Below are 14,878 nucleotides of genomic sequence, written 5' to 3'. Positions count from 1 at the left end.
AATGTCAAAATTATTCGGAAAATGGGATCTCGCTGAAGTAGAGGTCGCTGACCAGGGTATCAGAAGGTACGTTAACCTTGACCCTGTGATCATCCCACACACAAACGGAAAGCATGCAAGACAGCAGTTCAACAAGTCAGACATCAACATCGTTGAGCGTCTTGTCAACAACGTCATGCGTAACCAACAGAACACCGGAAAGAAGCAGAGAGCAATGATGATCGTCTCTGAAGCTTTTGACATCATCAACAACAGGACACAGAAGAACCCTGTACAGGTACTTGTCGAGGCAATCTCCAACGCAGGTCCAAGGGAAGAAGTTGTCAGACTCAAGTACGGCGGAATATCCGTACCAAAGGCAGTAGACACCGCTCCACAGAGACGTGTCGATTCCGCACTCAGATACATCACAAAGGGTGCAAACCAGGCTGCTTTCAAATCCAAGAGAAGTGCAGCAGACTGTCTTGCAGCAGAGCTCATTGCAGCATCTAACCGCGATGCAAAGTGCTTCTCCATCAACAGGAAGGACTCAAAGGAAAGAGTCGCAAAGGCAGCACGTTAATCGAATACGTGCAGAGTCAGTAAATTAAGGATCAGGTAGTAAATATGGCTAAAGATAAAATGGTCGACCGTGTAGCAGCGCTCATGAGCGAACCAAAGATGATACGTAACATTGGTATCGTTGCTCACATCGACCACGGTAAGACAACATTATCAGACAACCTTCTTGCAGGCGCAGGCATGCTCTCTAAAGAACTTGCAGGTAACGCATGCTGGACAGACTCTGATGAAGAGGAACAGGAGAGAGGTATTACAATTGATTCCGCAAACGTTTCAATGGTCCACGAGTACGATGGCAAGGAATATCTCATCAACCTTATCGATACACCAGGTCACGTAGACTTTGGTGGTGACGTTACACGTGCAATGCGTGCAGTAGATGGTGCAGTAGTGGTAATTGATGCTGTAGAAGGTACAATGCCACAGACCGAGACCGTACTCAGGCAGGCACTCAAGGAACACGTCAAGCCGGTCCTGTTCATCAACAAGGTTGACCGTCTCATCAATGAGCTTCAGGTCGACGGACAGGAGATGCAGATCAGACTCGGTAAGCTCATCGACCACGTGAACAAGCTCATCAAAGGTATGAACGAAGAGCGCTACAAGGCAGGATGGAGAGTCGACGCAGCAGAAGGTACTGTTGCTTTCGGTTCAGCACTGTACAACTGGGCTATCAGCGTACCAATGATGCAGAAGACCGGTGTAAGTTTCCAGCAGATCTATGATTTCAACAAGGACGAAAGCGGAGAGGGTATTAAGCAACTCGCAGAAAAGTGCCCACTCCACGAAGTACTGAACGACATGGTTATCAGGTTCCTTCCATCACCTCTTGAAGCACAGGAAGGAAGGGTTGGCGTAATCTGGCACGGTGACAAGGGATCAGCTATTGGTAAATCAATGTTCAATGCAGACCCTGATGGTGACCTTGCGTTCATGGTAACAGACATTACAATGGACCCACATGCAGGTGAAGTCGCGACCGGAAGGTTGTTCAGCGGATCACTTACACGTGGTCTGGAAGTATATGTATCCGGTACATCAAGGACAAACAGAATCCAGCAGGTAGGTGTTTTCATGGGTCCGAAGAGACTTGAAGTGGAAAAGATCCCTGCCGGAAACATTGCAGCTGTAACTGGACTCAGAGATGCTATCGTTGGTTCAACAGTGACAACCCTTGAAGGCATGGAGCCTTTCGAGAGTATCACCCACGCAAGTGAACCAGTAGTTACCGTCGCAGTAGAAGCTAAGCACATGAAGGACCTTCCAAAGCTTGTTGAAGTATTGAGACAGGTTGCAAAGGAAGACCCAACACTTAAGATCACACTTGACGAAGAGACCGGTGAGCACTTAATGGCCGGTATGGGTGAACTTCACCTTGAGGTCATTGCACACAGGATCGAGCGTGACAAGGGTGTCGAGATCACAACCACACCACCTATCGTAGTTTACCGTGAGACCATCCGCAACCATGCAGGACCGGTTGAAGGTAAGTCCCCGAACAGGCACAACAGGTTCTATGTTGAGGTCGAGCCACTCGAGGAAGGGGTCAGGGACCTCATCAAGGCTGGCGAGATATCCATGCGCATGCCTGAGGTAGAGCGCAGAGAAAAGCTCATTGAAGCAGGCATGGACAAGGACGAAGCAAAGGGTATTGTTGACATATTTGAAAGCAATGTATACCTGGATGTAACAAAGGGTATCCAGCACCTCAATGAAACCATGGAACTCATCCTTGAAGGATTCCAGGAAGTCATGAAGGCAGGACCTCTTTCAAAGGAACCATGTATGGGTGTAAAGGTCAAGCTCGTTGACGCAAAGTTACACGAAGATGCTGTCCACAGAGGACCAGCACAGGTAATACCTGCATCAAGACAGGGTATCCAGGCAGCAATGCTCATGGCAGATGACACACTTCTCGAACCATACCAGAAGGTATTCATCCAGGTCCCACAGGACAACATGGGTGGAGCTACCAAGGAAATTCAGGGACGTCGTGGAATCATCATCAACATGACCGCTGAAGGTGACATGACCATCATCGAATCCAGGGCACCAGTATCCGAACTGTTCGGATTTGCAGGAGATATCAGATCAGCAACCGAAGGCCGTGCAATGTGGAGCACAGAGTTTGCAGGATTTGACACACTTCCGGCAAGTCTGACATCAGAGATAGTTAGTGGTATCAGAGAAAGGAAAGGACTTAAGAAGGAACTTCCACAGGCATCTGACTACCTTAGTATGTAAATGCGGGAATTTTTGCAGTATTTTGCTGCAAAAACCCTATTTCGTCAGAAAGGTTTAAACGTAAAAAGACCTATTATGGCAAATCAAACTGATATATTGATAATTAAACTATAGGAGATATGAAAATGGCAGCTGAGAAACCACACATGAACTTAGCAGTTATCGGTCACGTAGACCACGGCAAGTCAACCTTTGTCGGAAGATTGATGTTCGAAACAGGAGCAGTACCTGCTCACCTTATCGAGAAATACAGAGAAGAAGCAAAAGAGAAAGGAAAAGAATCCTTCGCTTTCGCATGGGTAATGGACTCACTCAAGGAAGAGCGTGAGAGAGGAGTAACCATCGATATCTCCCACAAGAGATTCGACACAGACAAGTTCTACTTTACAGTAGTAGACTGCCCAGGTCACCGTGACTTCGTAAAGAACATGATCACAGGTGCATCCCAGGCTGATGCAGCTGTTCTTGTCGTAGCAGCACCTGATGGTGTAATGGCTCAGACAAAGGAGCACGTGTTCCTTTCAAGGACCCTTGGTATCAACCAGCTTATCATTGCTGTCAACAAGATGGATGCAGCAGAATACAGCGAGGACAGGTACAACGAGGTCAAGAAAGAAGTAAGCCAGCTTCTCGGCATGGTCGGATTCAAGGCAGACGAGATCCCATTCGTCCCAACATCCGCATTCGAGGGTGACAACATCACAACATCAAGCGCAAACACACCATGGTACAAAGGCCCATCCCTTCTTGAATGCCTTAACGATCTCAAGGAGCCAGAAAAGCCAGACACACTTCCACTCCGTATCCCAGTACAGGATGCATACACGATCTCCGGTATCGGAACCGTACCAGTAGGTAGGGTCGAGACCGGTATCATGAAGAAGGGACAGAATGTCACTTTCATGCCAAGTGGAGCTGGTGGAGAGGTCAAGTCCATTGAAATGCACCATGAGGAGCACGACCAGGCAGGACCTGGAGACAACATTGGATGGAACGTACGTGGCGTAGGTAAGAACGATGTCCGCAGAGGAGACGTATGTGGTCCTTCCGAGAAGCCACCTTCAGTAGCAGATGAGTTCACAGCACAGATCGTTGTACTTCAGCACCCATCCGCTATCACAGCAGGATACACACCTGTATTCCACTGCCACACAACCCAGACAGCATGTACTCTCATGTCCATTGACAAGAAGCTTGATCCAAAGACAGGTCAGGTCAAGGAAGAGAATGCAGCTTTCATCAAGGCAGGCGATGCAGCAATCGTAACCGTCAAGCCAACCAGACCAATGGTAATCGAGCCAGTAAAGGAAATCCCACAGCTCGGAAGATTCGCTATCCGTGATATGGGTATGACCATTGCAGCTGGCATGTGCATGAGTGTCACACAGAAGTAAGACACTCAAACTTTCCTTTTTTAGGAGAAGAGTAACATGTCACAGAAAGCAAGAATAAGATTATCAGGAATCAGTCCTGTAAACCTTGATGGTGTTTGCAATCAGGTGAAAGCTATTGCAGACAGAACAGGTGTAAGTATCTCAGGACCAGTTCCACTACCAACCAAAAAGATGGTAGTACCTGTCCGTAAGAGTCCAAGTGGCGACGGAACCGCTACATGGGATCACTGGGAAATGCGTGTACACAAGAGACTCATTGACATCGCAGCAGATGAGCGTGCACTCAGACAGCTCATGCGTATCCAGGTTCCTAAGGACATCAACATCGAGATAGTACTCCAGAACTAAAAACTATAGTTATTGTGATCAATAACTATATCCTTTAAGTTACAGATCACATCTGTAACCTTCTACTTCTCATCTTCCATAAAGTCAGCCAGTGCTGGCTATGGAAGATCTTACACAGAACTGCTGAGATGCATCTTTATTTAAATGTACTTCCATTTGCTTAAATACTACTGAGTGAAAATATCAGTACCGAAATTTTTATCTGAACTAATAACTCATCAAAATATGGGGTTAAAATATGAAAGAAAAGGTATTGATATTGGGAGCTGGCTATGCCGGTTCTGTGGTAGCCAACAAGCTTGCAAGGGAGTTCAGGAAGAAGATAGCCAGAGATGAACTGGAGATCACCATTCTTGACAGGGATGACACCAGTGTGAATCAGGGGGGATTTACTTTTCTCCCATTCGGACTCTACACACCTGAAGATATAATCAGGAAAAGAAAGAAACTCATCAGTCCCCGTGTGAACACCGCCTTTGGAGATGATGGCGAGGTCACATCAGTAAACCTCAACGGTAAAGAAGTAGGTGTCAAAAGTGGGAAGAAATATAATTACGACTACCTTGTGATAGCTATGGGAGCACGGGCCGATGCAGACGCCATACCCGGACTTGCAGATGAACTTAATACATTCTATACCTCGATCGAAGGTGCCACACAGGTTGGCGAAAAGATAAGGAAAATGGACAAAGGCAATATAGTAGTATCAGTTGCTGCAATGCCAATACCATGCCCGGGAGCACCTGTAAAATTCACATTCCTGCTTGATAGTTACCTCAGAAATGTAATGAAGAACAGAGACCAGTTCAATCTCACATTGCTATGGCCAATGGAACCTATCGGACCACCTGAGTTCAATAAACTTGTGAGTGGCCTTCTCAAAGAGAAGAACATCGAGGTAAAGAGAAGTTTCCCTCTTGGAGAGGTAAATGCCTCTAAAAAAGAACTCACTTCAAAAGAAGGAGAGAAGGTAGAGTATGACCTTTTGATCGCAGTGCCACCACACAAACCCCAGGCCGTTCTTGTGGATTCAGGCATCACTGATGAGAAAGGCTGGATCCCCTGTGACAGGACGACATTACAATATCGGAGCCCTTCAGGAAACCACGACAACGTTTACATACTTGGTGACAACGGACCTGCAGACATACTAAAGACCGGAATAGGAGCCCATTACCAGGCACTTGTGGTCAGCCAGAACCTCACAAATGACATTTACGGCAACAGGACAAAGGTACCATATGAAGGAGAAACAGGTTGCCCTATAATCACAGAGATGGAAACACCATCATCAGCAGGGCAGGCATACATTGCCACCTGGAACTATGGTGTTATGCCCGCACCATTCAAACCCACGAAGATGGGATGGTACATATACCGTATGTATTACTACCTGCACTGGGATATGAGTGTAAAGGGGTTGTTCTAAGGAGGGATGAATATGGAAAATGATGACATACCAACAAGTATTCCGATCGCACCTGAGGATATGGAGGCTTTCCTTGATCTTGTAAGGACTGCAAGGATAATGCAGGATTACATGAACGACCAGACGGCCCGGGGAATTGCCGAGATCATGGCTACCGTGTTCAGGCTGACCAATTCAGTAATAAGCACAGATCTTATCGACGTGCTGGAAAGAGGAATGCAGGACCCTGAACTTGACAAAGCCTTGCTTGACCCTCCAAAGGTCGGTCTTGGAGGACTTCTCAAACAGATGGGTAACGAGGACTTCCAGAAAGGTATGGGAGTAATGCTGACACTTGTCAAGGCCATTGGAAGAGCTACAGAGGATTAGAAGCAGGATTCCCAATTTTCTTTTTAACATCGTAATATCTTCGTTCCTTTTACTTCGATCACTGCAAGGAGAGATCAATTAACAATATGCACATCCGTTTCTGCAGCTGCAAGCTCTATGACGAACTTAGCACCTGATGGCATATTGTCCTCTACACGTATCGAACCATTGTAGCGTTCGATAGTCTGCTTAGCTATAAAGAGTCCAAAGCCAGTGTGTCCGGTACTTCCATATTTGAAGCCCTCATCGAATACCTTCTGTTTGATATTATCAGGAACACCTGTGCCATTATCTGCAACGGTGACCTCACATGTGCCACCACTTTCCTTTATATCGATGTCCACCTTACTTGCACTTCCATGTACAAAGGCATTGCTTACCAGGTTATCAAGGACCGATACCATAGCTTTATCCACCATTACCAGGCAATTTCCTTTTACACTAAGATCGGCATTATATTTGCTTATGACACTGTCAATGATATGCCGGACATCCTGAATGACCAGTTGCTCCCGATCAGATGAAGACAGGTCCAGCTCCTTCACATCCTTTATCAGTGATACACTCTTATTTGCGGCTTTCCTTATCATTGAAAAGAATGTAGGGTCGTTGTTCTCTTCAAGCAGGTCCAGTGCCCCAAGTATGATCTGAAGGTCATTGACAATATCGTGACTTAGAATACGATTCGTACTGCGAAGCAGCTCACTGAGTTTGACCTGTTCCTCACGGGACCTGAATACCTCATGATAACGTCTTATATTGGATATTGCAAGACCTGAAGCTTTTGCAAGATCATAACCAACACTAAGATACTCATCAAGATATTCAGGGAAAGCTACCCCGTGTATCTCGATGATACCCAGAAGATCATCTGTGGTCATGATCTTCAATGCAAAACCATCTTCCGTATCGAAAACAAGATAGTTCGCATCAGAATCCTTCAATTGCATTATCGCATCTTTTTCAGATTCGGGGGATCTGCAATATCTAAGATCCATTTCTTCCTCGTGGAACGAATAGTAGACCACATTCTTCGGGGCGAACATCGTGCTGAACAATTTGCAAATAGAATCAATTGCCATAGACTCATCGGTCAGATCTGCTATCGTCTTTATGAAATCTATAGACATGGCATATGAGGCTGCCTTACGATTGCAGAGTTTTAATTGTTCCTGTTTCTTCTCGATACCCCATTGGAGTATCAGGTTGTCAAAGGCCAGTTTGAAATGCTCCAGGCCAACATCAAGAATGTTAAAAGGAACATCGACATATGCAGAGAATTCCTCTGCCTTTTCGATAAGATCAGGATGAAGTCCGGTATCCAGAATAAGAACAGATGAATATCTATCTGAAAATGGTCTGTCAGGTTCACCATCGAACTGGTCGATGAACTGCAGATTCTCTTCCCATTTAGCAGCCCAACCCGGCACTATGACAAAAGTACCCTCATTCTCATGTTCCTTTAGGATCATATTGTCAACAAAAAGATCATAGATGTGCCCTATATTGTTGACCTTGAGTGACCCACAGTATCCCTCTGGGATCGATACCTCAGGACATGCCCTCTCACAAAGAAGCAAAATGTCATTATCACATTTTAAATTCCTGATTATATCAATGATAGCTTTACCATCGATCACAGATTTTGATGGCATAAAATATGCAGTTTTTATTCCCTTGAGATGTACATCATAAGCTATAAGGTGCTCGATCTCTTCCCTGATACATTCAGGAACAAGGACATAATGATCGTAGAACATATTTCTAAACCGGATATTTACCCCATTTGTTTACGGACTTTGAGATGTCCGTGATGACTCGTGAAGGCACTGTATATGGTATCTCTCCATGATTGTCCGAAAGGATATAACCACCACCTTCTGCCGCCTTACTTATTGCTTCCTTTACCTTGTATTCGGTTTCCTGCGGGGACCAGTGCCTCATTTCTATACCATTAAGGTTACCCAGTACAGATAGTTTACCTTTAGATACCTCCTTGATCTCAGAAAGGTCCTCAAGAACACTGGTACAGATCACCGCAGTTCCCGTTTCTGCTATATCATCGATAATGGGAAGACATCTGCCAGAAGCCATGTGGGTTGCAGTAAGACCTTTTATTCTGGAGATGGTTCTTTTTGCTACCTTGAAACCGGTCTTCCTGTAAAGTTCCGGCGGAATAATGGTTGATGAGGATACAGGATCAAAGTAGCATATTGCCGTTGCACCTGCCTCAAGTTGTGTATTTGCCCACTGAACACAGAACTCTTCGTTCACTTTCATCAGTTCTTCGAATTTTTCTGGCTCATCATAGATAAGGTCGAAATAATGATCAAGGCCCATTTGCATAGGAGGTAATGCAAAAGGTGACATAACAACACCTATGATAGGGATATCCTCCCCTGAATGTTCTTTCAGGATAGCGGTCGTTTTCAGGACATTCTGAAGTCGGGGGGACTCAAAAACATCAGGAGCTTCCAGAGATGTGATATCCTCAATATCCCTGATAATCGGTCTCCCACAATTCGGAGATGCGTCCGGGTAGAATATAGATCTGCCGCCCCATGCCTCGATCTCAATGGAAGCGTAATAGAATGAATAATAACAGTCATGACCATACTTTTTTTGCATCCTTATCTGGGCATCTGCCACCATCTCAGGCTTTGAGAAATACTCTTCAATGGAAACATTGAAAACATCGGCACCCTGAGTTGTCAGTAGCAGGAAGAATGGGACCCTATCCGGTTCTTCATGCCCGAGGGTTGTCAGTACCCTCTCCATGGAGGTCATTTCCCCACTGCTCATTGTGACACCCCAAGAACCTCATTGATCTTCTCTACAGACCCCATTGCATCAATTGCCATACCGTCTGCACCAACCTCTTTCCACAGGTCACGGTCGAACAGGAACGGCGCACCCCCCACTATAATCTTTGTATTGATATTCTCATTATCAAAACCATTTCTGAGCTCTTTTACCCCATAGGCGAGGTTGAGCATGAGGGTCGATACCATCAGGACCTCAATGCCATCATCCTTCACTTTCCGTAATACCGGTCCAGGTCCCATATCACCATAATCAAAGAGATTGAATCCATTTGCCTTAAGGAAAGAAGAGACAATACGCTTCCCGAGCATATGCTCATCCCCAAGGGTCGTAATACCGATCACAGGCATATTCTTCCTTGTAGGTCCGTCAACAGGCAATATTATCTCCACGAGCTCCTCACATATCCTGCCTGCCATATATTCCTGTGACAGAGCGATCCTACCGTCTGCCCACATCTCCCCAATACTTTCAAGTGCCGGGGAGATCATCTCATTTATGATCTCAAAGGCATTATCGCCGGTGAACTCTCCGAGCACCATGTTCTTTGCAGCTACCCTGTTCAGGGATAGAAGGGCATCTTCGAATTCCAGTATATTAGAATTTACCTTAACTATGCATCCACCACCAATACACATGTCCAGTTGTGAGATGTACTTATATAAAGTCCCTACTAAAAAATGTACCGGATCACAAAAAATATGATAGCATAATAATATACCCATAATAATATTTTAAGTGCTACTGCAAGGGAATCGGGTCACCTCAGAAATAGTGGTAAAAAGTATATAGGAACGGAAGCAAATAACAATTGTGAACGACCGATGTCAAATTATAACTTAATATAGACCATATAACAAATAAGGTACCACTTATGACCTATATTGATAAAACAACACTTGATGCAAAAGCACTCAAAAATAAGATACTTAAACTCAAAGAAGAGCACAACGCAGTGATACTTGCCCACAACTACCAGATAGGAGAGGTACAGGACATAGCTGACTTCACAGGTGATTCCCTCGAGCTTGCCAGAAAGGCAGCGAATCTGGATGCCGACGTGATAGTATTCTGTGGTGTCGACTTCATGGCAGAGACAGCGGCCATACTCTCACCTGAGAAGAAGGTACTGCTGCCGGCAGCAGATGCGAACTGTCCTATGGCCGAGATGATAACTGCAGGCGAGCTTCGTGTTCTCAAGGAGAGGTTCCCTGATGCTGCAGTTGTATGTTACGTGAACACCTCAGCCGAAGTTAAAGCAGAGAGTGACATATGCTGTACTTCCTCAAATGCTGTGAAAGTTGTCGAGTCCCTTGAAGAGGAACAGGTTATCTTCGTACCTGACAGGAACCTCGGAAGCTATGTTGCCCGCTTCACCGACAAGGAAGTAATGCCCTGGGAAGGATTCTGTTTTGTCCATGACAGGATAACACCGGATGATGTAATGAATGCACGTAAGCTCCATCCTGAAGCAGATGTACTTGTCCACCCTGAATGCCGTTCAGAGGTAGTAGACCTTGCAGACTACGTATATTCTACATCAGGTATGATAGAACACGTATGCAGGAGCGAGAAGAAGGAATTCATCATCGGTACAGAAGTAGGCATTATTCACAGAATGAAGAATGACTGTCCTGATAAGTCATACTACCCGCTATCTGAGAATGCGATATGTATCACAATGAAAAGAACAGACCTTCAGAAAGTGTACAACTCCCTTGAAACTCTCACCCCGAGGGTAACCGTACCGGAAGATGTGGCAGACAGGGCAAGACTTGCCATCCAGAGAATGCTTGATATCAAGTGATCGAAAGATAATTAGAAAATGAAAAGGGATCAGGAATTATGAGCTTCCCCCGGGATCCAGCGCTCTCCTGATTCACCGACCTCTTTTTTCCATATAGGGACACTTTCCTTTATGCGTTCGAGGATGTACTCGCATGCATCGAATGCCTGTTTACGGTGCCCTGCACCCACTACAATAAGAAGTATATTCTCGCCTACCGGAAGGTCACCAATGCGGTGAATGACATCCACGCTCTCTATCCCGAACTTTTCGAATGCCTCGTCACGGATAGCTTCAAGTTCTGTGATAGCCAGTTCCTCATATACCTCGAACTGAAGGCTATCCATACCATCATCCCTGACAGTTCCGAGGAATGTAACCATTGCGCCCATTTTATCTGTTCTGGCATCTGATATCATTTTATTTATGTCGAAATCATCATGTGTTATCTTTATCATAAGCATCACTCCTGTTTGTCTTTTGGATCTGGCTCAGTTCCACATATCTTGCAGTCGCATCTCTTTGACACTCTCATGTATTCCATTTCAGAACACAGACCGTTCCATATCATCAGCCGGTCTGTAAGGAGGTCACCCTTCCTGAGAAGACATTTGATAGCCTCATTTACCTGTACCATTGCTATAATACCGGGAGTCACACCTACCACAGGAAATACTTCCACAGGCGGGGGCGATGGGAATACACAGTTAAAACAGGCGCTTTTCCCCGGAACTATGGTCATAGCCTGGCCGTCAAAACCACGGATAGCACCATGGATAAGTGGAAGACCTTTCTCGTAGGCGACCTTGTTCAGAAGATAACGTACAGGATAGTTGTCCATTGCATCAACTATGATGTCAGCATCACCTACCAGTTCCATTACATTGGAATCATCTATGGTGATATGGAATGTATCGATATTGATGTGGGGATTTATATCACGAAGTTTCTCTTCAACTGAAAGTACTTTCTCCCTGCCAATGTCCGTTTCCCAGTGAAGCACCTGCCTGTTTAGGTTGGTCCGCTCCACGGTATCGCGGTCCGCGATCCTCAGGTTCCCTACCCCGGCAGCTGCAAGATAGAGCGCTACCGGACAACCCAGCCCCCCTGCACCTGCAATGAAGACCGTTGCGTCCTTTAACCTCTTCTGGCCATCCTCACCAAAGAGCATGATCTGCCTGCTGTAACGTTCAAGTTCATCGTCGCTAAACATGAGATGTGTCCTTAAAGCCTGTAAATATTAGATATATGACTGGATAAGTAAATAATATGAGGTCAAAGCTTATCTCTTTTGACCCTGACCGGATATCTGTACGAGACAGAATATAACCGGTCATCCCGATATTAACAATTGTGAATATATAATACTATTGTACGGGGCAAAGACAGTTAAGACACTCCCAAAATGAAAAATGGATTGGAAAAGGAAAAAGAACAGAAAAGACTTTTAAGATCGAAAACCTATTCACAATTGTGAGTCATATCCATAGCAGGAAATACATATTAATGATGCACAGGAACTAAGGACCATGAAATTACCCTGTCAAAGAATAGTCTGGGATGTGTTGCCGGCCATCAGGGCAGCTATCGCAGAAGAACTTGTCAATTGCGGCCTTTCACAACAGGAAGTGGCCAGAGAACTTGACATGGCACCTTCAGCCGTTTCACAGTACCTTTCAAAGAAAAGAGGCTATCGTATTGTTTTTGATGATGATATCAAAAGCGCCATACATACCCTCGCAGAAGATATGCAGAAAGGTACTGTTGATGACCTTTCGGGAAGGATCTGCGAGATCTGCCGGCAATTGCGTCAGGACGAAGGGCAATGCGGAACTGGCACCGAAGAGTGAGAAGTAAAAAATACCATTCTTCATTACAGACCCTGATACATCGGGTGGAACAGAATGCTTAACGTAGATAGTATACGAAATGATTTCCCCATTCTTGCAGACATAACCTATATGGACAGTGCCGCAACCAGTCTTTCACCTGAACAGGTAGTGAACGCAACGAACGAGTTCGAAAGGATATACCGTGCCAATGTTGGAAGAGGGGTACACAGGCTAACGAACATATCCTCACAGAAATACTGGCATGCCCATGAAAAGGTATCCGGCTTCATCGGAGGAGAGGATGGCACCACTGTCCTGACAAAGAATACCACCGAAGCCATCAATATGGTCGCCTGTGGGATGAAATGGAACAAAGGTGACAACGTAGTGACCACGGTCCTTGAACATCATTCTAATTTTCTCCCCTGGATGCGCCTGCGAAACAGAGGAGTGGATGTTTCAGTGGTGAACACAGAGCCTGATGGTTCTATCGACATAGAGGAGATCAGGAATACGATCAATGAAAGGACAAGGATAGTTGCGGTCACACAGGCATCAAACGTCCTTGGTAACCTGCTCCCTGTAAAGGAAATAGCTGAGATATGCCATGAGAAAGGTGTAAAACTGCTTGTTGATGGTGCGCAAGCTGTCCCGCACATGCCTACAGATGTGAAAGAACTCGGGTGTGACTATCTCTGTTTTTCGGGACATAAGATGCTTGGACCTACCGGAACAGGCATATTGTGGATGAAAGAGGAAGATATCAACCCACTGCTACTTGGTGGCGGAATGATAGATAAGGTATCAGTAAGCGGATACACCACTGTCGATGGCTATGAGAGATATGAGGCCGGAACCCCGAACATCTCCGGGATGATAGGACTTGCCAGAGCAGTGGATTACCTTGAAGATATCGGCATGTCAAAGATAAAAGAGCATGAGGAAATACTCACAAAAAGACTGCTTGAAGGACTGAGGGACACAGATAAAGTGACAGTCTACGGCCCTGGAGATGACAACAGGATAGGAGTTGTCTCATTCAATGTTGACGGACTGCATCCGCATGAAGTCGCACATATCCTTGATGAAGGGGCAGCCATCATGGTAAGATCAGGAGAACATTGTTGCCAGCCACTTATGAACCATCTGGGACTCGAAGGTGGAACGGTACGTGCAAGCCTTTACCTTTATAATACAAAAGAAGAGGTTGACAGACTGATAGAGACCATGAAAGAGATGGTAAGGAGATTATGAATGTACAGAGAAGTTGATTGCATCAAAGGAGACGCAGATTCCTTTGAACTGGAAGAGCACCAGGTCATAGAGGAAATGCCCCTTGCCGTGAAAGTTAACGGAAGACATGCCCTGACAGCCATGATCAGTCCTGATATGCTCAGGGAATTCGTGCTTGGTTTCCTCTATACGGAAGGGATCATCAAGGATGTGGATGAGATCGAATCTATCAAGATAGAGGGTACTGATGCAGGTGTCCTGACAAAGAGCCCTTTCAAGATCCTTGTTTCAAAGAAGACCGTCCTGAGTGGTTGTGGCGGCTCGATGTCCTATCTTGACATAGCCAAGCTTCCGCAGATCAGCTCAGACCTGACACTTGATGCAGGAGTCATACGTGGATCGGTCAAAGAGGCTCTTGATTCAGAACTTCATGTCCTGACCGGCGGCATACATGTGGTAGGACTTTACAACGCCGAAGGAAAGGTCTGTGTTGTTGAGGATATTGGCAGGCACAATGCACTGGACAAGATCATAGGTTATGCGCTTGAGAGAGGCATCGACCTTTCAAGGACATATATCATCTGCTCCGGCAGGATATCATCGGAGATGGTAAGGAAATGCCTGACAGCCAACATTCCCATAGTTGTCTCAAGGGGCGCAACGACCACCCTTGCAATAGATATCGCAAGGTCCCGTGGACTTACCATAGTCGGTTTTGTCAGAAGCAAGAAGATGAACGTTTACTCATTGGGAAAGAGGATCACAGGCATACCAGAGCCAGTATGTGAGGCTCTTGACAGCTCTAAACCTGTTGAGGGAACGAATGAAGAAAAAGTTGTATGATAGTCAGGCTGTGCGG

The 14,878-nt window shown here is 45.6% G+C and carries 15 protein-coding genes; 10 read left to right on the top strand and 5 right to left on the bottom strand.

Going from position 1 to position 14,878, the window contains the following annotated elements; all coding sequences use genetic code 11:
• Nucleotide 1: 1 nt before the first annotated feature.
• The 6 genes from V7O63_RS06220 (at nt 2) to V7O63_RS06195 (ending at nt 6,345) form a co-directional block, all read left to right on the top strand.
• Nucleotides 2–562, top strand: a complete 561-nt coding sequence (locus V7O63_RS06220) for a 30S ribosomal protein S7 (protein WP_340820640.1) — start codon at nt 2–4, stop codon at nt 560–562.
• Nucleotides 563–606: 44 nt separating this feature from the next.
• Nucleotides 607–2,805, top strand: a complete 2,199-nt coding sequence (locus V7O63_RS06215) for an elongation factor EF-2 (RefSeq protein WP_340820639.1) — start codon at nt 607–609, stop codon at nt 2,803–2,805.
• Nucleotides 2,806–2,930: 125 nt separating this feature from the next.
• A complete protein-coding gene (tuf, locus tag V7O63_RS06210; protein WP_340820638.1) occupies nt 2,931–4,199 on the top strand; it encodes a translation elongation factor EF-1 subunit alpha in 1,269 nt (422 codons plus the stop codon).
• 36 nt (nt 4,200–4,235) lie between these two features.
• Nucleotides 4,236–4,547 carry a 30S ribosomal protein S10 gene (gene rpsJ / locus V7O63_RS06205; RefSeq protein ID WP_340820637.1) on the top strand — a complete coding sequence of 104 codons (312 nt, stop codon included), beginning with the start codon at nt 4,236–4,238 and terminating at the stop codon, nt 4,545–4,547.
• A gap of 238 nt (nt 4,548–4,785) precedes the next feature.
• Entirely contained in the window at nt 4,786–5,976 is a 1,191-nt protein-coding gene (locus V7O63_RS06200) for an FAD/NAD(P)-binding oxidoreductase (protein WP_340820636.1), read from the top strand.
• A 12-nt stretch (nt 5,977–5,988) separates the two neighbouring features.
• Nucleotides 5,989–6,345: a DUF1641 domain-containing protein gene (locus V7O63_RS06195; RefSeq protein ID WP_340820635.1), complete on the top strand. Its 357-nt coding sequence runs from the start codon at nt 5,989–5,991 to the stop codon at nt 6,343–6,345.
• Nucleotides 6,346–6,419: 74 nt separating this feature from the next.
• Here V7O63_RS06195 and V7O63_RS06190 read toward each other — a convergent pair whose 3' ends face one another.
• Genes V7O63_RS06190 through V7O63_RS06180 form a run of 3 tightly spaced genes read right to left on the bottom strand, consistent with a single transcriptional unit; the run spans nt 6,420 to nt 9,806 of the window.
• Entirely contained in the window at nt 6,420–8,105 is a 1,686-nt protein-coding gene (locus V7O63_RS06190; protein ID WP_340820634.1) for an ATP-binding protein, read from the bottom strand.
• A 4-nt stretch (nt 8,106–8,109) separates the two neighbouring features.
• On the bottom strand, nt 8,110–9,147 hold the full coding sequence (locus V7O63_RS06185) for a uroporphyrinogen decarboxylase family protein (RefSeq protein ID WP_340820633.1): 1,038 nt from the start codon (nt 9,145–9,147) through the stop codon (nt 8,110–8,112).
• Nucleotides 9,144–9,806, bottom strand: a complete 663-nt coding sequence (locus tag V7O63_RS06180) for a cobalamin-dependent protein (protein WP_340820632.1) — start codon at nt 9,804–9,806, stop codon at nt 9,144–9,146. Before V7O63_RS06180 ends, V7O63_RS06185 begins: the two co-directional genes overlap by 4 nt.
• A 236-nt stretch (nt 9,807–10,042) precedes the next feature.
• Here V7O63_RS06180 and nadA point away from each other — a divergent pair, with 236 nt between their 5' ends.
• Nucleotides 10,043–10,975: a quinolinate synthase NadA gene (gene nadA / locus V7O63_RS06175; RefSeq protein WP_340820631.1), complete on the top strand. Its 933-nt coding sequence runs from the start codon at nt 10,043–10,045 to the stop codon at nt 10,973–10,975.
• Between the two features lie 29 nt (nt 10,976–11,004).
• Here nadA and V7O63_RS06170 read toward each other — a convergent pair whose 3' ends face one another.
• Nucleotides 11,005–11,412 (bottom strand): molybdenum cofactor biosynthesis protein MoaE, encoded by a 408-nt coding sequence (locus tag V7O63_RS06170; RefSeq protein WP_340820630.1) that lies wholly within the window; start codon nt 11,410–11,412, stop codon nt 11,005–11,007.
• Nucleotides 11,413–11,417: 5 nt separating this feature from the next.
• The gene (locus V7O63_RS06165; protein ID WP_340820629.1) at nt 11,418–12,167 is read right to left on the bottom strand and encodes a HesA/MoeB/ThiF family protein; all 750 of its coding nucleotides are present in this window, start codon (nt 12,165–12,167) and stop codon (nt 11,418–11,420) included.
• A 316-nt stretch (nt 12,168–12,483) separates the two neighbouring features.
• Between V7O63_RS06165 and V7O63_RS06160 the strand changes: the two genes are divergently transcribed.
• The 3 genes from V7O63_RS06160 to fdhD are packed head-to-tail and all read left to right on the top strand — an operon-like array spanning nt 12,484 to nt 14,862.
• Complete coding sequence (locus tag V7O63_RS06160; RefSeq protein ID WP_340820628.1) at nt 12,484–12,804, top strand: helix-turn-helix domain-containing protein; 321 nt, start codon at nt 12,484–12,486, stop codon at nt 12,802–12,804.
• A 54-nt stretch (nt 12,805–12,858) separates the two neighbouring features.
• Complete coding sequence (locus V7O63_RS06155) at nt 12,859–14,040, top strand: cysteine desulfurase (protein ID WP_340820627.1); 1,182 nt, start codon at nt 12,859–12,861, stop codon at nt 14,038–14,040.
• The gene (fdhD, locus tag V7O63_RS06150) at nt 14,041–14,862 is read left to right on the top strand and encodes a formate dehydrogenase accessory sulfurtransferase FdhD (RefSeq protein ID WP_340820626.1); all 822 of its coding nucleotides are present in this window, start codon (nt 14,041–14,043) and stop codon (nt 14,860–14,862) included.
• Nucleotides 14,863–14,878: the final 16 nt, after the last annotated feature.

Source organism: Methanolobus sp. WCC4, from assembly GCF_038022665.1.
In the GTDB taxonomy this organism is placed as follows: Archaea; Halobacteriota; Methanosarcinia; order Methanosarcinales; family Methanosarcinaceae; genus Methanolobus.
This window is presented reverse-complemented; position numbering and strand designations above follow the sequence as displayed.

Bases quoted from the DNA above. Each gene is read 5' to 3' on its own strand.
- V7O63_RS06195 (WP_340820635.1), top strand. From the start codon at position 5,989: ATGGAAAATGATGACATACCAACAAGTATTCCGATCGCACCTGAGGAT.
- V7O63_RS06160 (WP_340820628.1), top strand. From the start codon at position 12,484: ATGAAATTACCCTGTCAAAGAATAGTCTGGGATGTGTTGCCGGCCATC.
- V7O63_RS06170 (WP_340820630.1), bottom strand. From the start codon at position 11,412: ATGATAAAGATAACACATGATGATTTCGACATAAATAAAATGATATCA.
- V7O63_RS06220 (WP_340820640.1), top strand. From the start codon at position 2: ATGTCAAAATTATTCGGAAAATGGGATCTCGCTGAAGTAGAGGTCGCT.
- fdhD (WP_340820626.1), top strand. From the start codon at position 14,041: ATGTACAGAGAAGTTGATTGCATCAAAGGAGACGCAGATTCCTTTGAA.
- tuf (WP_340820638.1), top strand. From the start codon at position 2,931: ATGGCAGCTGAGAAACCACACATGAACTTAGCAGTTATCGGTCACGTA.
- V7O63_RS06155 (WP_340820627.1), top strand. From the start codon at position 12,859: ATGCTTAACGTAGATAGTATACGAAATGATTTCCCCATTCTTGCAGAC.
- V7O63_RS06200 (WP_340820636.1), top strand. From the start codon at position 4,786: ATGAAAGAAAAGGTATTGATATTGGGAGCTGGCTATGCCGGTTCTGTG.
- V7O63_RS06180 (WP_340820632.1), bottom strand. From the start codon at position 9,806: ATGTGTATTGGTGGTGGATGCATAGTTAAGGTAAATTCTAATATACTG.
- V7O63_RS06190 (WP_340820634.1), bottom strand. From the start codon at position 8,105: ATGTTCTACGATCATTATGTCCTTGTTCCTGAATGTATCAGGGAAGAG.
- V7O63_RS06215 (WP_340820639.1), top strand. From the start codon at position 607: ATGGCTAAAGATAAAATGGTCGACCGTGTAGCAGCGCTCATGAGCGAA.
- V7O63_RS06185 (WP_340820633.1), bottom strand. From the start codon at position 9,147: ATGAGCAGTGGGGAAATGACCTCCATGGAGAGGGTACTGACAACCCTC.
- rpsJ (WP_340820637.1), top strand. From the start codon at position 4,236: ATGTCACAGAAAGCAAGAATAAGATTATCAGGAATCAGTCCTGTAAAC.
- nadA (WP_340820631.1), top strand. From the start codon at position 10,043: ATGACCTATATTGATAAAACAACACTTGATGCAAAAGCACTCAAAAAT.
- V7O63_RS06165 (WP_340820629.1), bottom strand. From the start codon at position 12,167: ATGTTTAGCGACGATGAACTTGAACGTTACAGCAGGCAGATCATGCTC.